The 20900-nt window shown below is 35.7% G+C and carries 24 protein-coding genes and 3 pseudogenes; 1 reads left to right on the forward strand and 26 read right to left on the reverse strand.

Going from position 1 to position 20900, the window contains the following annotated elements; all coding sequences use genetic code 11:
- Positions 1–15 precede the first annotated feature (15 nt).
- Positions 16–405 (forward strand): hypothetical protein, encoded by a 390-nt coding sequence (locus tag ILS93_RS06495; protein ID WP_222660192.1) that lies wholly within the window; start codon positions 16–18, stop codon positions 403–405.
- Positions 406–526: 121 nt separating this feature from the next.
- On the opposite strand, the gene ILS93_RS06500 is transcribed toward ILS93_RS06495, so the two are convergent.
- From ILS93_RS06500 to ILS93_RS06625, 26 genes and pseudogenes are all read right to left on the reverse strand, one after another.
- A complete protein-coding gene (locus ILS93_RS06500; RefSeq protein ID WP_222660194.1) occupies positions 527–1333 on the reverse strand; it encodes an N-acetylmuramoyl-L-alanine amidase C-terminal domain-containing protein in 807 nt (268 codons plus the stop codon).
- Positions 1333–1545: a hypothetical protein gene (locus ILS93_RS06505; RefSeq protein ID WP_222660196.1), complete on the reverse strand. Its 213-nt coding sequence runs from the start codon at positions 1543–1545 to the stop codon at positions 1333–1335. The genes ILS93_RS06500 and ILS93_RS06505 overlap by 1 nt, the downstream gene beginning before the upstream one ends.
- 2 nt (positions 1546–1547) lie before the next feature.
- On the reverse strand, positions 1548–2036 hold the full coding sequence (locus ILS93_RS06510) for a phage holin family protein (RefSeq protein WP_222660198.1): 489 nt from the start codon (positions 2034–2036) through the stop codon (positions 1548–1550).
- 34 nt (positions 2037–2070) lie between these two features.
- Positions 2071–2325, reverse strand: a complete 255-nt coding sequence (locus ILS93_RS06515) for a hypothetical protein (protein WP_222660200.1) — start codon at positions 2323–2325, stop codon at positions 2071–2073.
- A gap of 97 nt (positions 2326–2422) precedes the next feature.
- Positions 2423–2905, reverse strand: coding sequence for a hypothetical protein (locus ILS93_RS06520; protein ID WP_222660202.1), 483 nt, complete (start codon positions 2903–2905; stop codon positions 2423–2425).
- A gap of 36 nt (positions 2906–2941) precedes the next feature.
- Positions 2942–4915: a phage tail protein gene (locus tag ILS93_RS06525; RefSeq protein ID WP_222660204.1), complete on the reverse strand. Its 1974-nt coding sequence runs from the start codon at positions 4913–4915 to the stop codon at positions 2942–2944.
- 47 nt (positions 4916–4962) lie between these two features.
- Entirely contained in the window at positions 4963–5805 is an 843-nt protein-coding gene (locus ILS93_RS06530) for an LPO_1073/Vpar_1526 family protein (protein ID WP_222660206.1), read from the reverse strand.
- Positions 5795–5995 carry a hypothetical protein gene (locus tag ILS93_RS06535; RefSeq protein ID WP_222660208.1) on the reverse strand — a complete coding sequence of 67 codons (201 nt, stop codon included), beginning with the start codon at positions 5993–5995 and terminating at the stop codon, positions 5795–5797. The genes ILS93_RS06530 and ILS93_RS06535 overlap by 11 nt, the downstream gene beginning before the upstream one ends.
- A 67-nt stretch (positions 5996–6062) precedes the next feature.
- Positions 6063–6311, reverse strand: coding sequence for a hypothetical protein (locus ILS93_RS06540; RefSeq protein ID WP_261783935.1), 249 nt, complete (start codon positions 6309–6311; stop codon positions 6063–6065).
- Between the two features lie 3 nt (positions 6312–6314).
- On the reverse strand, positions 6315–6497 hold the full coding sequence (locus ILS93_RS06545) for a hypothetical protein (RefSeq protein ID WP_222660210.1): 183 nt from the start codon (positions 6495–6497) through the stop codon (positions 6315–6317).
- A 22-nt stretch (positions 6498–6519) separates the two neighbouring features.
- On the reverse strand, positions 6520–8001 hold the full coding sequence (locus ILS93_RS06550) for an SGNH/GDSL hydrolase family protein (RefSeq protein WP_222660212.1): 1482 nt from the start codon (positions 7999–8001) through the stop codon (positions 6520–6522).
- A 17-nt stretch (positions 8002–8018) separates the two neighbouring features.
- Positions 8019–8825: a distal tail protein Dit gene (locus ILS93_RS06555; protein ID WP_222660215.1), complete on the reverse strand. Its 807-nt coding sequence runs from the start codon at positions 8823–8825 to the stop codon at positions 8019–8021.
- Positions 8822–10261 (reverse strand): annotated as a pseudogene (locus ILS93_RS06560) (phage tail protein); the annotation flags it as partial. The gene ILS93_RS06555 and the pseudogene ILS93_RS06560, both read right to left, overlap by 4 nt.
- Before the next feature lie 247 nt (positions 10262–10508).
- Positions 10509–11777: pseudogene (locus tag ILS93_RS29065) on the reverse strand (tape measure protein); the annotation flags it as partial.
- Between the two features lie 258 nt (positions 11778–12035).
- Positions 12036–13262, reverse strand: a pseudogene (locus ILS93_RS29070) (tape measure protein); the annotation flags it as partial.
- Positions 13263–13503: 241 nt separating this feature from the next.
- Entirely contained in the window at positions 13504–13866 is a 363-nt protein-coding gene (locus tag ILS93_RS06575) for a hypothetical protein (RefSeq protein WP_098103277.1), read from the reverse strand.
- Positions 13867–13870: 4 nt separating this feature from the next.
- Entirely contained in the window at positions 13871–14449 is a 579-nt protein-coding gene (locus ILS93_RS06580) for a major tail protein (RefSeq protein ID WP_098103278.1), read from the reverse strand.
- Positions 14450–14779 (reverse strand): hypothetical protein, encoded by a 330-nt coding sequence (locus tag ILS93_RS06585; RefSeq protein WP_098103279.1) that lies wholly within the window; start codon positions 14777–14779, stop codon positions 14450–14452. It abuts the gene before it with no gap.
- A complete protein-coding gene (locus ILS93_RS06590; RefSeq protein ID WP_098103280.1) occupies positions 14779–15120 on the reverse strand; it encodes an HK97 gp10 family phage protein in 342 nt (113 codons plus the stop codon). Before ILS93_RS06590 ends, ILS93_RS06585 begins: the two co-directional genes overlap by 1 nt.
- Before the next feature lies 1 nt (position 15121).
- Positions 15122–15475: a phage head closure protein gene (locus ILS93_RS06595; protein ID WP_222660221.1), complete on the reverse strand. Its 354-nt coding sequence runs from the start codon at positions 15473–15475 to the stop codon at positions 15122–15124.
- Between the two features lies 1 nt (position 15476).
- Positions 15477–15770, reverse strand: coding sequence for a hypothetical protein (locus ILS93_RS06600; RefSeq protein WP_074602631.1), 294 nt, complete (start codon positions 15768–15770; stop codon positions 15477–15479).
- A 5-nt stretch (positions 15771–15775) separates the two neighbouring features.
- Positions 15776–16927: a phage major capsid protein gene (locus tag ILS93_RS06605; protein WP_222660224.1), complete on the reverse strand. Its 1152-nt coding sequence runs from the start codon at positions 16925–16927 to the stop codon at positions 15776–15778.
- 3 nt (positions 16928–16930) lie between these two features.
- Complete coding sequence (locus tag ILS93_RS06610; RefSeq protein WP_098103283.1) at positions 16931–17674, reverse strand: head maturation protease, ClpP-related; 744 nt, start codon at positions 17672–17674, stop codon at positions 16931–16933.
- Complete coding sequence (locus tag ILS93_RS06615; RefSeq protein WP_261783937.1) at positions 17674–18816, reverse strand: phage portal protein; 1143 nt, start codon at positions 18814–18816, stop codon at positions 17674–17676. Before ILS93_RS06615 ends, ILS93_RS06610 begins: the two co-directional genes overlap by 1 nt.
- An 11-nt stretch (positions 18817–18827) precedes the next feature.
- Positions 18828–20495 (reverse strand): terminase TerL endonuclease subunit, encoded by a 1668-nt coding sequence (locus ILS93_RS06620; RefSeq protein WP_222660226.1) that lies wholly within the window; start codon positions 20493–20495, stop codon positions 18828–18830.
- A complete protein-coding gene (locus tag ILS93_RS06625) occupies positions 20492–20803 on the reverse strand; it encodes a P27 family phage terminase small subunit (protein WP_000301140.1) in 312 nt (103 codons plus the stop codon). Before ILS93_RS06625 ends, ILS93_RS06620 begins: the two co-directional genes overlap by 4 nt.
- Between the last annotated feature and the right edge of the window lie 97 nt (positions 20804–20900).

Below are 20900 nucleotides of genomic sequence, written 5' to 3' on the forward strand. Positions count from 1 at the left end.
AAGGAGTAATAAGCAATGAATGTAAAAATAGTAGATATATCAGAAAAGTTAATAGATGGATATAAAGTATTAGTTCAAGTTGATAGCAGTCAATTTATCGCTGATTGGGATGGCGATAAGCCAGAAGAAAATGAGAACTATAATGTAGAAATAGATATAGATGATGAATTTATATGGAATACAAATATAGCCTTTTCAGATGAAAATGCAAATGCAATAATCCAGAATGATGAAGGCTTTAAAGTCATCGCTAAGCTAGATTATAACAGTGAGGATAACTTAGCAACACTAAATGTCTATGATAGTATAGCACTAATTGATATAGAAGGAATCGAGCAAGATATAGCAAATGAATGGGTAGAAATGCAGTGCACTTCAATTAAATTATTTAATACCAATTTATAATAGAAACCAAATACAATAACTATGGCATAGTCGTTATAATGTAGTAAGATATAGCAAAAGTAAACTTGTATAAAAAAGCCGTCCAATTAAGGGCGACTTTTTTTATACATCAAACTATTTTTTACTTAACTTCATACCACCAACCTTTACGATCGAGGTATTCTTTCATTGCTTTTAATTGAGTGTCTGAAGTTGGATCGGAAACGAAATATGTTAATCCATCAGGTTGTAAAATGAATTTAGCAGTCATTTTTAAGGATGTTAACGCCCCTGTAACATCAGGAGTTTCATAAGGCGAAAAAGCACCTGATTGGATGATGTTTTGTTTAGGTTCCTCCACTTGTACTTGCTCCTGTTTTTGTTCTGCTCCAGTAAACCAAGATAAAGACTTACTACCGATTAATTCATTTAAATCACATTTACCAATGCCAGGTACATTGCCTGTTTCCGTGTATTGCCAAATATCACAAGAGTATGCTGGCTTTTTACCGCCGTAACGCGGAATCCATACGAAGTCAGATTTCACATTCGCCATACCAAAAGGTTCATACATATGATGGCCGACATATAAACCAACTTTCTTAGCACCTAGTCGCCGTAATTCATCGATAAAAGCTTGTGTACCGGATCTCATGTCCTCCATTGTTTTCACTTCTACATCCGCCACCCAAACCGTAGCGCTCTTGTCACCGCGATTCCAAAAGTCCTGCGCTTCTTTCTTTGCATCATTAATCGATACAAATCGGCAGAAAGCATAATTACCAAAAGGAATGTTGCGAGTCTTCATCGCAGCTACATAGGATTTGTATACGGGATCAACATAGTTAGAACCATCTTGCACACGAGCGATAACGAAATCTAAATGTTTTTCTGCTGTGTCCCAATCAGGGCTTCCATTCCATTTTGACATATCAACGATATATCCCATTACTTATCCGCTCCTTCATTTCGTTTATCAGCAAACCATTTGCCAGCTGTAGGATTAGATACAACACCTGCAGCAATCAAAATGTATAGAATCATATCTACGTATTCTTGATACCTTCCTAAGTTAAAGTGTGGAACGGCATCCATTAATACCATCCCTACCAACGCGAATAACGCCACCCATAATCCATAATTCTTGAATTTCTCTTGCATCGTTATTTCCTCCGTTTCCTTGTATCAGAACGTTTTATTTTTGCTTCAATTTCACTCGCTACACTTTCTAATAACCATGTTGGAATCCATTTATCCCAACCAACACGAACGCAATTAGCTGTGAAACTGTTGAAAATGTGATATGTTAAACCGCCAGTTACCATAAAGAAGAAGAAATCTGGTAGCTTGAATGCTATATCAAACAAGTGAGCTAAACATGGCAATAAAAAAAGCACCACGGTACGCGCGATGCCTTCTACTCCATATGCTGATGAATACGATCCATCTAGTTTTGATGCTTTACTGCCAGTAATCCAATCTAACGCGACTACCATCATCAGAATAAAGATCCATATTAAATTCGCTTTTCCATAAACTAGACTTAAGAATGTTCCTATTCCACCACTTACAAGTGAAGCGGATTTAAATTGTGCTGTATTAAAAACATCGATTATGTTAAGACTTCTGAAAATGTCATGAACTCGCTCCAATTGTTCACCTCCTTTTAAAATAAAAACGCAACCCTTATTGGCTTGCGTTCTCTTGTTTGTCGTAATCCCTAATAGCATCTATGATGTTTTTACGAATATAACGAATGCTTTTTTTTGAAAGTCGCTCCTCCTCTGAATTAAGGTACCGACCATCAATATGACCGTGATAATACGTAAAGAAATCCTCATAATTTAGATTTAGTTCTTTATCATATCCATAACCATGCACAAAATATTTGTCATCTTGTTTTTCAACGTTCTTAACATAAAATACCGAACTCTGTTCCATATCTTATCATCCTCTCTAATCGTTTGGCTTAATTAAAACGAAAAACAGACAGAATGGTCAAGCGTTAGTCTCAGAAGTTTCAAAAAAGGAACTATCTTTATTCAATTGTACTCTTTTCTTCTATTTCTCCTGCTGGTTCTTCAGTTGTTGGCGGGTCAATTTGGTCTGTCGATTGCTCAGGCTCGGTTACAGGTGATTGTTCCGGATCTTTAGGTTCTTCTTTTACAGGGACAACCTGTTTTACATCAATTCGAGAGAAAATATAGTCACCAATTACAACCGTAATGGTATTGCTATTGTTCAATTGTTCATTTAAGTAGATTGGATCATAATCATTTGTTGTAATCTCAATTACTTTTCCAGCGTTTGTGTGAACTTCTACCTTTTTAGCGCCTTCCGCATCAATGATATTTAATGGAATGATACGTTTCACGTCAATACGTTGAATAATAAAATCACCAATCAATACTGTAATTAAATCGTTGTCGTTTAGTTTCGTATTTAATGCTTCTGCGTTATATACCTCAGTCTGTACTTTATGTTTCAATCCGCCTTGTGTATGGATTTCAATTGTTTGCATATGTTATCAATCTCCTTCTAAATTTTATGATTTATCTTAATACGTACCGCCACTTCTGGACTGGATAAACAGTCGCCCTGTAACAGTAGCGTTTATCCTTGCTAAACTATTTGGAGTAATTTTAATTTCGACATAACGCCCACGCTGAAGTTTCCCATCAGAATCCTTGGCTAAATAAGGAATCAAATTAATATCTTGTCCTCTTATTGAATCAAACGGTAATGTATTCCCATCTACTTCAATCGTCACCTTCGATGGGGTTTGGTATAATTCGAATATCCCGAACTCAATATCATGGGTGTGATTTGGCAAGGTGATTTCATGGCTGTGCGGGTCTAGATGTATATCGTGCTGGTGGTTTGGCAGACTAATAGAATGTTGGTGGCCTGGAATGCTAATAGAATGTTGGTGATTTGGTATGGACAGACTATGCGTGTGATCGCCACTAGAACCATGTGTGTATAGGCTTGCCCCAGTTCCTTTTGCGTAAAATGAAGCCGCTGTATTCCTACCAGGATCAGAAAAAGCTGTATACAATCCTATCGTTGTCGGTTCAGCAGGAACAATACCGCCACCATGAAACATCTTATGAACGTGATCTCCGCCACCGCTAGACGTTTGCACACTACCACCACCGCTAGTTGATGTTTGTGTACTACTACCGCCACTAGACGTCGATTGTACAATAGAACCACCAGCGGATGTTGAGGACACTGTACCACCGCCCGCGCTTGTTGAACCCACTACTGCGCCTCCGCCTTTAATAGCGCGCTCGTACGCCCTGAATCGTAATGTTTCGAATGTAAGTATCAGCTGATTCACATTCTTAACATCATTAGGTATTTGAAACCTTATGATAGCTGGATGACCTGGATCACAGTTGTCTTGGAAAGGTTGACTGTCAATATTTGTTGTCCCTTGGGAATACACTTCGTTGACTTTCTGACGTTTTTCAATATCAGCTTGTATTGTCCCTAGATCAGTTACCTTATTTTCTAATACAAGCTTTACATCAAGTGGATTACCGGTGACATCATCTTTTGAACGGTCCATTACTCGTAAGTCAACCGATATATTAAAATCCTCATCATACAAGCGAACTAACTTACCAGTCTCATACTTTTCTATTTTGTATGGATCAATTAACTCGTAATCAATTGCACTAATTTCATACGTAACTTTTGGCATGCAAGCTTTTAACAACAATGATTTCGCTGAAGCATAAAGTGTTTTTGCGTCTTCAATTTTTCTATCTACCCAAATATAATCAAACCCATCATGTAACTCTCGGACAAAATCAGGAGCATCAATATAAGGAAGACCGTTGTTAACACTTTTTATCGTAAGCTGATTAACACCCTCGCCATAACCAAGTGGATAAATCCTTGTCATGACATCTTTAGCTTCTACCTTTCTTTTAATCCCCTTCATATTCTTTCGATATCGAAGTTCGCCTGTAATTTCATCAGAATATCGTACAAGGTTTAAAGTCCAAGGATAAGATGAATCGTTCCAAGTCCATTGGAATTTCTCGTCAAATGGCTTTGCTATACTATATAACGGTCCTAATATGGTATCTTCATTTTCCCAACTGTATTGGAAATATTTCACGAAATCACATCTTCCCAGTTTCCAATGCTTTATTCTTTGTTTGCTTAGGAGATACTCAATATTCTCCCTTGTGGTTAAATTAATTCTTTCGTGATAACCAAAAAGCACGCTATCCATTAAAGTAGATAAAACGTGCTCGCAATCATAAGTTATTATTTTTTCATGTACTTCTCTTTCTTCATCACTATCCATGATACGAAACATCCCAATGCGCTTGCCGTTATCAAATAACTCCACATAATCAAATGTTTCAATTTCTTTTCGTTTTGGATCGGTAAATGGTAATGAAAAACCCGCCGTCCAAAGTTCATTGAGCGGCGGACTATATTTTATATTGTATGCATTTTCAAGATATGCCTTGAGTTGCAATTGTTTGTTATAGAGTTTTATATGTTTCAATGTATCACCTACTTTAAAATATAAAAAGAGCCAAAAGTGACTCTTTTTTATTCATGTATCCAATTACTCAGGTCCCCACTAATTTTAACTTTTCTTTTTAAATTTGTATATGCGATAGCCATACCAACACTCGTCAAACTTGAATGACATAATTCCGTATTATTCCACCTATCCATAAATAAATTCAAATTTGGATTAAGACTATTTAAATCCTTTACTGCCTCATCATAATCTATACCTTCTTTAAATAGATACGGAAACCTATTAGACATAATACTTTCATACGTACATGATCCAATACTAATTGATAAACAGCCAGCATATTGCAAATGCTGATAAAACATATCATTTGTTGGGATATCTTGTATGAACGGATGCAGATGAGGATAATATTCTTCAAATGGCATTTCATTAAATCTAGCATAATTGAATATGAAAATTAGAGATAAAATATCTATTTGTTTAATTGTTAATTTAGGAATGATTGCAAGAGATTCATTTAAAACTAATTTCATAAACGATTCATTTTGTTCAATCGTTCTATTTACTAACATATCCACTAATAAATCTGATATTTCTTTATCACCAAGTCTCACATAATTCTTTTGCGCCTCGTAAATAACAAATCGTAAATCCGGATCTTGAGTATTAGCAATTGCTGCAGCGTTTGTTTCTTTTAACTGCTTTAAATATTTGTTTATTATTTCTTCAGCACGTTCATTAACTAGTTTGTCAACTTTGTCTCCCAAATCATAAAAATTACTCTTAAATACATTCATAGCAACTCTTTCAACATTTTCGTAACTAAGACCATATTGATTGACGATAGCTTTTTGGGCTTGAATATTGTTAGAGTAATCACCAGCTGTTAACTCTTGTCTATCGTTCATTTTTTTCACCAAACGTTACATTTACATCCTTACCGCCTTGAATATTATTAGAATTGTCTCCTGCGGTAATAGTTTGACTTGGTTGACTTTCATCTTTCTTCTTTATAAAGTTTCCAATTATTCCAGCCAATATGGTCAATATTACTCCACCAATCCCACTAAGCACTTTATTATCTGCTATCCAATCCATCATATTTTTCACCCCTAATATTATATTATCAATCAATTTATATATTAGGGATGAAATTATATATTGTCTATACTTGTTGATACCTAATCAATGGATATTTTTCTAAAAAATCTCTTTCAGCTCCACATTTTTGACACTTATGGGTGAATTCCATATGTTTTTCATATATTTTAAAGTCATCTGTTAAGACCATTTCACCCTCTTCACAAGAATCACAAATATATTTAACTCCAAACGGACGAACTTCAAATTCTTTTTCCATGATTACACCTCTTTTTTTCAAAATAAAAAAGCCTGCTTCTGCACGCCTTAACATTGCTTAATATGATTGTTTTTTATGTTCAATACTGTTACCACAATTGCAATTAATACTCAGTTCAGCACTACTATTTCCACCGAATGCATAAGAACGAAGATACATATCAATTGTTCCCTTTTTAAATTCGTTACTTTTGAATTCCTGTTCTTCTCCGCATTTAGAACATTTAATAATAAACCCCACATTACCAACTCTTTATAAACTTTTATAATCTAAGAATGAACTCATATATCAGCTTCGCTAAACGTTCATGACCTTTATTGTTAAAGTGAAGCTGATCTACACTATAAATTGTTGCTTGTGCTTCTATTTCAAAGTTAAAGCCGCCACCTGCATATAAATCTAACAAAGGAATTGAATAGTATTCGCATACTTCTCTTGTAGCTTTTACGTAGTCCATCATAGTAAGACCAAACTGATTAGTTTCAGGGAAATAGCTTCCGAAATGATGCATAGAAACAAATCCAGTCTTCTTATCTGGATACTTCTCTAATAATCCTTTTAGTAGCACATGCATGGCTCCATAAAACGTATCGTTCGTTCTGTCTGCCATAGTTCCTAATAGTTGGTTTCTTCCAAAATCATTTGTTCCACCATAAACAAGTGTAACTTTAGCTGTATCGCTCATACCGGTATAACGAACACTCATAGGATCATATTTACTTCCAACCGTCGAACCACTAATACCATAATTATTAATTTTAGCGCCTAACCAATCACCTACCCATGAATGATACGGTTTTGAGGCGTGCTGCGTATTAACGGATAAACTATCTCCTAAAATGTTAACTTCATCAATATCACAATTATTTATAAATCCATAACTATTAGGATGAATGACACAACCGAAGTAATTGCTTCCTGCGATATAACTTAATCGACTTCCTTTGTAGGAACCCATATTATCACGGCTGTATGTTACGACTATTTTTAATTTGTAATTCGGGACATCGTATACTTTAGTTACGATTGAATCTGTTATAGGTACTGTATTATCAGTGGCATCCACAATACTTAAAACTTGCTTATAGGTAGCTGCATCAACTTTTCCATCATCTTGTTTATCAAATTGTCCAAAGGAAACGCCATACCTCGCTGTTCCACTAACTACAAATCCATCATAAACGGTTTCTACAGCGTAAATTTTATTAGGTTTCGCTCCCATAACTTTTACAGATAGAATTACGTTTTGGTGTGTATCTGTTGGTGTGGGATTTGGTAAGGTATTATTTAAAACCTCTGCCGAACGTAATGGATATAAAGTACCTGTGTTTATCCCTATGCCTCGAGTATCTTCTGATAGCCTTGTATAATTCACTGCCTTCGGAGCAATTTTAGACCCTGACACTGATTCGGGAGCGATTTTAGGGTTTGTAATTGCTTCTGTAGCAACATTATCAGTACCTACTGCAAATTTTGTTAATTTCGCGTTACTTACCGATTCATTCGCTATTTTTGAATTAGTTACTGACTCTGTAGCGATATTATCAGTACCAACAGCGTACTTTGTTAGTTTTGGTCCGTTCACAGAACCATCCATTATCTTGGAATTTGTGATTGCGTTAGCGGCAATTCTATCGCTTCCTGCTGGCTTTAAAGCTTCATTGGCATTATCAATTGCTTGATTTATCTTTGGTATCCCTTGCCATAACTTGTCTGAATCTAATAAATGAGGCGCATCAGCCATTTCTATTCACCACCTTATCAATATTTAGCGCGGTACTTGAATGCAATGTTAATGTTTAGGTTAGTACCACCTATTGGTATTGCATTAGCGCCTGGTTTCAAATCTAACTTTTCTAAATTTCCTTTTAACTGAAATAAGAAGTTTTTTCCATCCTTAATTGCTGCATATCTTTCTGCATCAATTACAAATGAAGAATCAGTAAAGGTTCCAAAAGAAAAAACCTCCCCATTCATATTAAGAGTTAAGGAGGTTGCGCTTCCGGATATTTCTACAACTGGCCTTGATACTTTCAAACCTGCATTTTTGACACTTAAATTCTGTGGTTTGGTTACAACATAAGAAGAATCGTTACCACCAAATAGAATATCTGACATAAACGGAATGTTATCCCCCCACATAACGTCTTCTGTACTTTCGATAATGGAATATGCATGAGGATCATAAGCTATCAAAGGTAACTCAAATTTCCCCATACTAAAATAACGGTCAATCGGAAGTGAACCACTATACCGGACCAAGTAGTATTTATCAGGTTCATAATCAAATATCAATTTCACCGTTTTCGGCCTACCGTACGGATCAATAAAAACAGCTACCATTTTCCTGATAGCTGTTGCTAAAGAGTATCTATTTTTTTGAGGTTTAATAATTAATGGCAGATTAAACTGTAAAGGATCTATGTCTGAACCAAAGTAATAAGCACCAGGGCGACCAGGAATAGAAACGGTATAGTCACGAACTGGCGGGGAAGCTGGATGTTGATAGCCTGGTAAAAGTGCTAAATTTAATTGACTTAATCTTTTTCCAGCAATCGTTAAACTCATAGTTGTCCCACCCTTCTCCCTGATGTCTTAATATATTTCCCTAATTCTACTGCTAATTTTTGTACATCTGCTTCTTCTCTAACCACAAATGTAGAACCTCTAAACATATCAGCAAAGTTATATGAATCCGATTTATTTGCATTTGAAGAGGAATTGCCATCCACAGTTCTTTGACTAGCATTTCTATTCATTGCTTCTGAACTGTTAGCCAGACTGCCATATACATTGCTCATGACGCTTTTCAATCCAGATAACTCTTTCATAGAGATAGCCATTGAATAACTCATGTCGCCTATTAATCGACTCATAGTACCTGTTATACCAAGTGATTTTTCATTTGAGGATAATGGTGTTACAGATACACGGTTTCCTCTCTTGGTAAATAACTCTGGTCCAGCTTCACCAGCAATAAACGATCCATCTCCAAGAACATGTCCTCCGGTTGCTAACATCGGGATTGTTGGTATATGAGTTTTCCCTCCGCCGACAAATGGAACCCAATCGGGCATATCTATACTGTTAATACCCTCAATCAATGCATTAATCATTGAAATCACGGCATTGATTGGCGCTTTTGCTGCTAATTCTATTCCGTTGAATACTCCATCAAATATTTTCACAATTCCTTTCCATGCTTTATCCCAGTCTCCTGAAAAAGCACCAGAAATGAAATCGATAATTCCATTTAAAATTGGTTTTAAGACCGTATCCCACACAACTTTGATTCCATCAAATGCATCTGATACAACACTACCGATAGCACTAAATACAAATTTAAATGCCGGTAGTAAGACTGTATTAATATCCGAGGTGATTTTTGAAAAAACAGGTGCTAGTATTTCATTCCAAACACGCTGAATAATTGCAAATGCATCTTGAACAATATCTTTTATGAGTGTAAAACCTTTATCAAATACCGGTTGTAAAGTCCCAACAATTATAGATACTATTTGATCTATTGTTGGCTTGAAATACTGATTGTATATGGCCATTATTTTATCGCCAAACAATACCCATATAGCAATTAAGCCTGCGACGGCGGCAACTACTAAAGCTATTGGACTTGTTAGAGCAGCCATTACCCCAGCCCAGGTTATCGCACCAGAGGTAATTACTAATATCAGAGGCGCTAGTGCAGCACACAGACCAAGAAGAATACCTAATACAGTAATTATGGCTGTAATCGCAGCTGCCAACACTGGATGAGCTGAAATAAAATCAGCAAAAGCAGAAACCATATCAGCTATTACAAGTAATACTGGTTTAAGAGCTAATAGCAATTCATTCATTGCTTCTTTCAATTTAACAATTGCTGTAGCATCCGTTTTATTTACAGATTGTTGTAAATCATCTATTCCTTGTTTTAAGTCAGCTTGTTTTTCTTCAGTTTGTAAAATTGTATTTATGATTTTTTGGCCTTGGTCTTCCCACATTGTCATTTTGTTATCGTAAAGGTTTTTTATCCTCTACTTCCGGGGATTCCTCCGCATTAAAGGATGTTAATTCATCCTCGGTTCGGCATACGTTTTCACTTAAAAAGTGTCGCGGTCTCGTGGAGGGATTATATCTTTTCACCCTCTATGCTCTGCCCCTGACTATACTTTGCATAGCCTTCGGTTCAAATTAGGATTCGCACCCTCTTTGCTTTATACCGCGATTTTACTTCGGCACAATTTATCATCTACCGAAAAGTTCTACACCAATCGCTTCTTTTAAATCCGCATCCTCGATTTGATCTAACCATTTCACCATATCTACAAATGCTTTTTTACCCTCTTCTCCACCTTTAGCAATCGCTTTGCCCCAGCCTTCTAGTTGAGAGAATATTTCTTGTACCGCTGCACTATCTGGTGGATTTTTCGCTAGCTCTAGTTTTTCTGCATTCATTTCTTTAAAAGATTCTAACTCAGCTCTATGTGATTCACGTACAGCGTCCATTTCATCACTTAAACGCTCACTTAGCGCTTGTTTGCGTTCATTTTGACTTTCCTTTAAAGCTGATAAGTTCGCTTGATTTACTTCTCTTAATGAATCAAGTTGTGCTTTATTCGATTCACTAATTTCCTTTAAATTCTCTTGTTTGTTTTGCTGAAAAGCTTCTTTTTGTTCTTGTTGTCGTTCTTTTAAAGCTTCCTTTTCATTATTTATTTGTTCTTTAACTTGTTCTTTACGATTATCGATTTCTAATTTTAGCGCTTCTTTCTTTGCATCAGACGCTTCTTTTATGCTGTCTTTTTCCTCTTTTAATCTATCGATTTGACTTTTGCGTTCTTCGCGTATTTTGTCTAAGCGCATTTTCTCTTCTAGATCTCGTAGAGCTTTAATTGCTGCCTGACGTTCTTCTTCATTTTTCGCTTTACTTATTTTAACTTTTAAATCAGCACGTTTTTCCGCATTCTCACGATCTTTAAAATATTTATCTTCAGCTGCCGTTTTCGCATCCAAAGAATTAATTTGATCGTCTACTGCTTTAAGACGATTGTACTTTTCCTCATCGATCAGCTTCATTCGTTCCGTATATTCTTTATCGATGAGTTTTATTTTCTGTTCAGAAGACTTTTCAAACGCTTTAACTTCTGCATCTAAGGACTTCTCAAGTGCTTTTTGTTGTCGATCATAATTCTTTGATGCCGCATCATATTCAGCGCTAAGTTTCTTTTCTAAATTCTTTTGTTGATTTTCATAACTTTTGGAAACCGCATTATATTCAGCATCAAGACTTTTAGCTAATTCATTCTGTCTTCGACTATGGCTTTTAGAAAGTGCCTTTTCTTGATTACTAAATGAGTTCGCAAGTGCAGATTCTTGTTTGGCGAACCCTTTTTGCATTGCTGAAATCTGTGCATCAGACATTTTTTCAGTATCATCTACAGCATCACGGACCGCATCCTTCATAGAATTGCTTAATCCTCGTGCCATTTCAACTGAACGAATACGTCCTTCTTTTAAACCCGATATGTTCAGCAGGATTCGCAAGTCCCTACCAGTTCTCTTATGAACTTCTGTATATCACTATACAGACCAGACTATATCATCATCTTTATATAAGACGCTCCCCATTTCGGATGTCATCAGCTTACACCCTACGCTTTTCAGCTAGTCGTTGCACGTTCCCTTTTACAGGCTTCGCTCAGTATTGTCTCTTATAGAGATTTTCACTGAATTAAAGGAGTTTTCTATGAATGTCACCACTCATAGGGACAATTGTTTATCCAATAGGTTATCTACATTCCACGATTTTTCCTTAGCCGCACTTGCCATAATACTTTGTACTTCTTGTGCTGTATAACCAACTCGTCTTAGCTGCGCGCCATATTCTGCTATAATGTCTAATTGTCCTGGTGGGAATCCTATTTTTAAAAGGGAATTAACCAATCCTAGCGCTTCTTCATTAGAAATTTCTAATTCACTACCAATTTCATTCGTTTCTTGTATCAACTCTGTAAAATCGATACCTGCGTATGAATTAGAAACCACAGCTGCTCCCTTTACTATCGCTGCATTAGATTCATCAGATGCTTCCTTATTTAAAGCCCATTGTAAACGTACACCTTCTAAAGCTTCTTCTGCATCAGCGCCATAGGCTGTAACAGTCCTGACTGCATCCTCCACAGTTCTTTTTGATGATTCTGGAACATCAAAAGTAATATCGATTTTAGTCTTTAGCTCATCCATATTTAGAGACTGTTCGATAACTTCTTTAAGTCCTAGACCAGCGCCTATTCCAGCTACTACGTTTTCTAACTCAACACCTAACCCTTTAACACTTTCGCCCGCTTCCTCTGCTTCTTGGGAAAGTTGATTTAAGTCGTTTCTGATGTTTTGAATGGAATTACCATTATCAATAGAACGAAGCGCTTGTTGCAACTTCCCAATATCTGCTTCGGCTCCTAGCGCTTCTCTTCCAATTATCTCAATCGCTTGATCTAACTGCCTACTCGATGCTGTACCGTTTTTAATTGCATTCACAAGACGATTCCCTAATGCATCCGCAAAATCATCAACACTTTTCCCTGTGGCACTAAATAAAGTCTCTAATTGTCTTGTTGAACTTGCTGCTTTTTCTTGCTCAGCCTTTAATCCTGCAAGACTGTTTTTGAATCCATTAAGTTGCCCTTCTGTAAATTCAATTTCACGCCTGAACGCCCGATATTGCTCTTCATTAATCGCGCCGCTTTCGAATTGTGCTTGCACTTGCTGTTGAGCTGACTTTAAACTATCTAACTTTTTCGTTGTATTTTCAATTTGCTGAGTAAGCAATTGTTGTTTTTGTGCTAGAGCTTCCACGTTACCTGGGTTGAATTTTAAGAGCCGTTCTACATCTTTTAATTCTTTCGATAGTTCGCTACTTCGTTTGTTAACATCTTTTAAGGCGTTTTGAAGACCGGTTGTTTCTCCGACAATTTCTATCGTTATTCCCTTAATTCTTCCTGCCATGTTATCACCTCGTTTACTTAGAAATTATTAAAGTCATCTTGTGTAGCTGTTCTTGTATTTTCTTTTTCTTTCTTCGGATTTCGTAATTCCACATACTCATCGATATAATCTAAGCAATCACCTATTGTCATATCTTCTAAATCTTCTTTTGAAAGTTTGCATGAATAACAAAGAGCAAGGAATGTATCAACGGAAAATCCACCTTTTCCATCGTTACGTCCTTGCCCTTGTTCATCTTCTGTTAGTTTTTTTTTGACTGAACGGTGCTTTTAATTAAGTCCTGAATTTCAGTAATAATTTCAGCAATCGGAAATTCACCAAATGTATCTAGCCATGTTAATGGGTCCTGAACCTCTTTGCTTGCCGTTTTTGCAAATGCCCATACTAAGTTATAAATAACTTCAAAATCTAATTTACTTAAATCAACCTGTGAAAGATCAATATTGCTTTGGTCACCATCAGTTGAAATGTATGAAGAAAGTAAACCTAAACTAAGGATATCGGCGAACATATCACGTCTAAATTGGGCCTTATAGCGAATAGCTGTGCCAGCGGTACTTTTCAAAAGAACTGCTTTTTCATCGATTACAATTGTTTTTTCCATCTAGTTACGCCCCTTGTGTTACTTTTTTTTCGTAAGGTTTTGTATACCAAGCATCATAAACACTTGCTGGTGTTGTTACCTTTGTAGAAGATTTCACTTTAAGTGTTTCCGGATGCTGTGACGCAATAAATTTCAATTCAGTTGTATTAGGCTCTGTTTTATCACTCTTTGTGGAAGAACCAAAACCAGGACGAGAAACTGATACATTATAAAGTACATGACGTGTCGCTTTCACATCTCCATCAAATTCAAACATAAGAGCAATTCTCTTAATCTTTGCATTCGAAACTTCTGAAAGAACTTGGTCATCTTCATCTAAGATTTCTCCTAATACATCAGTTCTGAATGCCTCAGTAACCATAGCGATATTTAATGTCCCTTCGTACCCTTGGTTACTTGAGTCAGCGTAATAGTTACTATCATCAGCCCAAAAGTCTGATTGTTCACCTTTTGGATCCATCTTCAGTTCAACAGCACCAGGTAATTTCCCAGCTGTACCATATGTGATTTTTCCAGTTTCATCTTCAGTAATTACGCAATAGTGTACTTTCTTTAGACCAAAGACAACTTTATTTTCATTCATTCATATCAACCTCGTTTCGTATATTTTTTGATACAATTTTTCAGATTCAATAAAAGTCCCATACGAGTCATAAGGAATCTCATGATCTTCTAAGACTTGTTCAAGTTTGGATTCCGCAATTAAATCCTTTTTAGTTGTGTAAAGTTCAATATTTAAATCATTTATCTTGTGATATACCTTGTTATCAGCCATTAAGTTATCTGATCCATCCACAAGGAAGCAAATATAAGGTGGTGCTGGCACTGACTTACCTGGCGTTGCTATGAAATGCGAATAAGCCACAGGATAACCTGTAACTTCAAGGATTTTTGTTAATTCACCTAATGTCATTATTCAAGCGCCCTTTCAATCTGTCTCGGTAATTCATTAATTACATACTCTTCAACTGGACGAATATGTACTTGAGCCGGAACACGTCCACCACCAGCCTTTGCATGGCCATTTTCCAAAAGATGCGTTAGTTGTCCTTTGGTATTGTGGACGACAACACTATTACCTTCTTTTTTCTTACGCCACCCTTTACGATAAGCGCCTGTTTTTTTAGGGCCACTTTGTCTTAATTTACTTACAGCAAGATCAGCTACTTCTTCTTGTGCTGTTAGCAATTCTTCTTCTACAACATTTGCATACCTTTGTAACTCCCTAGCAAGTTCGCTCGCAAAATCATTCATATTAAACATGCTCCTTTGCGATAATAGTCCATGTTTGATACATTTCATCATCATTCATTGGCGGTTCGATAATGTCAAAGATACGACTCTTCATTTTAATTCGCATTAATTCTGTAATGCCTGTTGTATAAGGGATTACAAAACGATAAATTCGTGTAGACTGTGAAGCTGAAGCTTCAATATACTCCGAACCTTTTACCGTTTTTATCATCGCCCATGCTTTTTTAACTTCTTGCCAATTACCTGTTTCAACTTCTTGATTTATCTCATCTTTTATTACTTCAGGTTGTTCAATGATAATTCGATTTCTAAAATCACCTGTATTCAGTGGTTTCTTGTATTGAAAAGGACGCATATTAATCACCGTCCAACTTAATTTCTTCTAATGCTTTATCGATGCCTAAACTATTAATTTGACTTAAAAAATTCTTGTCAAAATACTCTAATGCATCGTTATAAACATAACGAGAGCGTTCAAAGACTAATTCCTTGAACTCCTCGTCATTATTCAAATCATAATCCCCACAAACCCTAAGTAACGCCTTATTAGACGTAGAAAGGATGCGCTTTAGGTTATCATCTTCCTCATCACCTAAGTGCATCCTCTCTTTAAACTCCTGTATAATTACATCTGAAATTACTGTATTCATTCACATCATCCTTGTGTCGGTGGCGTTACTTCCTCAATTTTCAATTCATAAACTTGTGCTGCATATTTATCTTTTGGTTTACCTGTAGCATATTGTTTAGCGATATAAAGTGTTGCATCCTCTAACGCTAACGTTTGATCAAACTTTTTAATCGGCTCCGTTCCACCCATTGCTGCAATATACTGCCCTTTAACAAAAAACAACACTTTTCCTTGAGGTACAAACACTGATTCTGTAGGTGTTGGATTAAATGGTAAGCTCGTTAAATAAACCCCAGCTGCATTTAAAGTTGTTGCATTTGCTTGAATATCAAATGTGTCAAAGGGATTCGTCACCATAACTACTTTTCCAGCAATATTCTTCGGCTTATCTGCATCTTTACCATCAGCTTTTAATTTTTTAGCAAGTAATTTAACAACATTTTTTAATTCATTAATTGTTTTGCGACCTGGCTCAAATGTTAATGTACCAGCAACCTTTTTATCCGGATATACACCACCAACAACATTTCCACTTGGATCTTTTAGCAAGCCAATAGGTTCATTTTTACCTGTACCAATTACAAATCCTCGCTCTAATCCAACCGCCATAGCTTCTGTAATCATTGTACGAACATAACGTTCCACCCATACAGGCCCAAGATTTAACATATCATTTGACAATGGAATAAATGCTGTTAATTTAAGTTGAGTAATTGGTTCTTTTCGGAATGTTGCGTTTAACTGCCCTTGAATATCACCAAATAATGGTCCCCATACAGCTGCACCTTCTGGATCTCCATAGATGAATTCTGTAACAGCGCCTAAATTCTCTAATCCAACGTGTTGTAAGAACGGATGCCCGTCAACTAAATCATCAAAGATTCGCTCCTGCGTTGTTTTAGGGAGAATCTCCGTATCTTTAAATCCACCATCTTGCACAACTGCATTAAAGAACTTCATTTCCTCACTAGTTAATACATTGGAACCACGAGATTGCATAATAGAACGGTCTACCATAGATTCATTTACTTGATTTAGAATATCTACTCGCACATCTGTAGCAAGTGCTTCAATCATAGAATTTAATGCTGCTGATTGTTCTTCCGCTGTACCTTCCTGTGTTGCTTTTGCAAATGCTATTTTCTTCTCTTCAAAATTATTAAATTTTATCACCATATTTTATTTTCCTCCTAAAGTTAAAAAGAGCGTACTCAGATTCTGTTTTGTATTAACAGGCTCTTGAATAGGCTCTTTTGGATTTTGATTATTTGGTTGTTTCGTATACTTTGCTACTAAATCTTCTTTGAAATTTTCTACAACTTCCTCTTCTTCATCTTCTTGCGTATCATCAATTTCAATTTCATCAGCAATTTCATCCGCTAAACCAAGAGCAACTGCTTCATCTGCTGTTAGCCAAGTTTCATCTTTTAAAAGTTGTTTTAATTCTTCATCTGTTCCAACAAAACGTTTCTTATAAGATGCTGCTAAAGCTGAATCAATCTTTCGTAAGTCTCGTGCTGTTTTTTCAAAAAGATCTGCATTCCCATATTCAAAGGTACTCGCTTGATGAATCATCATCATAGTATTACTAGGCATAATGATTTTATCTCCTGCCATTGCAATTACAGATGCGGCACTAGCCGCCCAACCATCAATATGAACTATGATTTCTGCATTATGCTGTTTTAACTGATTACAAATCGCTACACCATCGAATGCGGAACCTCCACCTGAATTAATATGAACGTGTATTTTTTCTGCTTTAACATCTTGAATTTTCCTTCTTACAGCTTCAGCATTATTTTCACTAAACCATCCACCGATTGAACCGTAAACAGTTAATTTATACTCATTTTCACCTTTAGCTTCAAAACGAATATCTCGTTTTAAGTTTAAAAGCTTATTCATATTCACTTGCTCCATTATTCCTCACCTCCCTCAGATTTATCTAATTTTGTATAATTTTTCGTAATATGATGAACATTTAAGTTCGGATCATCAGAATCTTCATAATCTACTTCTGATCGAATCTCATTTCCTGTAAATGCACTTGAAGAAATGAGTTTATCAATACTTGTAGCAAGATCAAATATACTTTGATAAGAAACAGCCTTAACCACAATTTTTTGTCCTAAAAGATATTCGCTCATTTCAAAAAATTTAACGTTCGCTTCATCAGATAGCTTTTTTAATAATGGCCGTACTGTGAAAAGCATATAATTTTTCGTCTGCTTTTCTACATCAGCCATTTCCCCATATATCAAAGCTATTGGAATACCCATTGCCATAGCTACTTGATTTAGGAAACCACTTGTTACTTTATTGATTTCTTCCACACTTGGTCCATTCGCCACACCATTGTATATCTCGTTATAATTAATACCCTTTTGTTGTGGAACAATAGCTATATCTTTTGACCCAATTGACTTATACATGTTGTCTATAAACTCTTGTAACTTCGTTATTTGTTCTTCTGTTTTGGCACCAATCATATCCATATCAACCGTGCCACGAACTTGATTTTTACGCTTTTGTGAATTTAATATCCTACCAAATAAATCACCGTAATCTGCAAACAATCCATCGATAAGTGGAGATAGTTTATCATTTCGATACTTTAAGTGAATGACTTCGCTTTGTTTAAAACTTCGCTTAAACGTGTAATCTTTTACTGTTACATCTGTAAAAGTATCTTCATATACAGCATATTCGTTATGCTGAAATCCATCGGCAATAAGTAAATCACCATCATCCGCCTGTACAACTAAGCATTCATTATCATAAATGAGTTTACGGATGAATCTTTCCCAAAAGGTGCTGGCCGTCATATTCTTATTCGGCCTAATATTTAAGCGATAATAAAGTTCATTTTTCTGAAATACCTTACCATTTTTCACTCTAAATTCAGATTGACTAATTGTCCTTCCTAAAAATGATACACATGTATCAATCGCTAGACGTTTCATATGAAGTCTGTTTGCTGTATCAGCAATCAAATCCAAATCTAGCATAAATTCTAGCTCTTTATTTCTTTTAAATATTGAACCGAACCATCCAATTATCATCACCCCCTTTACTAGAATTTAATATCACCAATTAGGAATTCTGTTGATTCTTGTATCTCATCCGCTCGATAAAGAGCATGGACAAAACATTGGAATCCATCTGTTTTCCTTCTCACAGGTTCTTTTTTCTCGTAAATCTTGTTACCATCATTTTTGATAACAACCAATACGTTTTGTGTATACCAACGCATAAGAGGATTATCATCAAAAATAATTTGTTTATTCGCAAAGGCCATTTCAATACGTGGTGCCAATAAGCTATGAATTGCTTTAGGGTTTCTTATAATTTCAACTTCAAAACCTTCTGCTATTAACAATGGTTTTATAGCTTCTAATCTGAAATTATCACCTATAATCTTTTTAAGTCCATAACTCTCACGCATCTCTACAAACCAATCTACAATGTGAGATGGATTTATAGTCGGTTCGTCCACAACTGTTAGCAAGCCTTGTTCTTCCCAATCTTTAATTGGCGCAAACTTTTGTTTTTTATATTCACCAGCTTTTTTTGAATATCCATAGTAAATATCAACAAATTCCTTACGTACAAATGAATGTGTTTTAAAAATATAATTACCATCTTTTCTAAACAAAAGCCCACATGCAGCAAAGTCTCGCATACTTGCAAAATCTAAAGCTCCAATACATTCTTGGCCATATAAATCAGGAAATGGACGATTTGTAGCAAGAATTTCTGACCATTTAGCAACAGATCGTTCTAGATTTGTAACCGGTAGGTTCATACGCTTTGTCATAAATTCTTCTCGGTTACTTGGATCATCCTCTAAATCTTCATATTCTTCCTTTATCGTTTCAAGCAACCCTTCAGCATACTCACTTAATGGATGCGACAACATAGGGTTAGCTAATTCCCAATTTTCAATATCATCAACTTCCTTTTCATCATTAAGCTTACAGATAAAAGGAAATACAGCATTAGGACGAGCTTCACCATTTAAAACCTTCATAGCTTTTTCTTTTTGTTTATCTAAAAAGCCATCTCGTACATAACCATCTGTACCAATATAAAATTCACGGGGGTTTTTCTTTTTCCCTAAGCCACTGATATGGACACGAACATCTTTATTACTTTCATATTGATGTATCTCATCAAATACGACTGCACCATCACGCAAGCCGTCTTTTGTATCCCCGTTTGAAGTTCTAAACTTTAGTATACTTTCAGTAGCCTTTGAAACAGTTTGAGTTAACGTGGTTTTAAAAGCTCTCTGTAAAACTTCATTTTTCTTTACACATTTATGAACTTCGTCAGGACTTGTTTTCGCTTGTTCCTCACTATTCGCAACAACAGAAATGTTATACTCCGGGATGCCGTGCAATTCACTAATTAAAAAGTGAATAATTACAGATATTAGACCATTTTTACCGCCACCACGTCCTAACATCCATAAGAATTTCCGATAAAATACGCGTCCATTTTTCTTATAAAACAAAAAAACGTATGCTATTAAGAATTTTTGAAATGACTGCAACGGAAAATACCACTTCTCACCAAAGTTGATACAATCCTGAATCATTTCATCATCAAAATACAAATCGTCTCTGTTTAAAACGTATTTTTCTAGATAATTAATTAACAGTTCTCTTTCTTTGTTGAACTTTATTTTTCCACTTCGATAAAGTTCAATGTATTCTTCTACATACTTTTGCCTAATCATGTTAAATCACTTTTACTGTAACCAGCCTTAGGAATATTCGGTTTACAAACAAACTTTATATCTCTTCCTAAAGCAATTAAAGAACTGTTAATTTTATTCCTTTCACTTATAAGAGGATGGGCCTTAACAAAAACTTGAGATCCATTTTTGACTGTAACGGACTCACCTTCTTTATTAATAGTCCTGTTTATTTTTCTAAATGCTTTAACTAAATCAATGTATCGTTCTACTTTTTCAACCTCGACTAAATCTTCAATATCAATACTATTCATTAGCTGTTCCTTCAACTTTGTAATACTGACAGCCATCTACCCACCCCCCTTACGTGCGTAAAATCGAAAAAAACCTGACAGTTAACCCTCTCCTCCGGTGCCCCTTAGAACATTTTTTGATGAATTTTTTTAA

Source organism: Bacillus sp. 16GRE42, from assembly GCF_019837435.1.
In the GTDB taxonomy this organism is placed as follows: domain Bacteria; phylum Bacillota; class Bacilli; order Bacillales; family Bacillaceae_G; genus Bacillus_A; species Bacillus_A wiedmannii.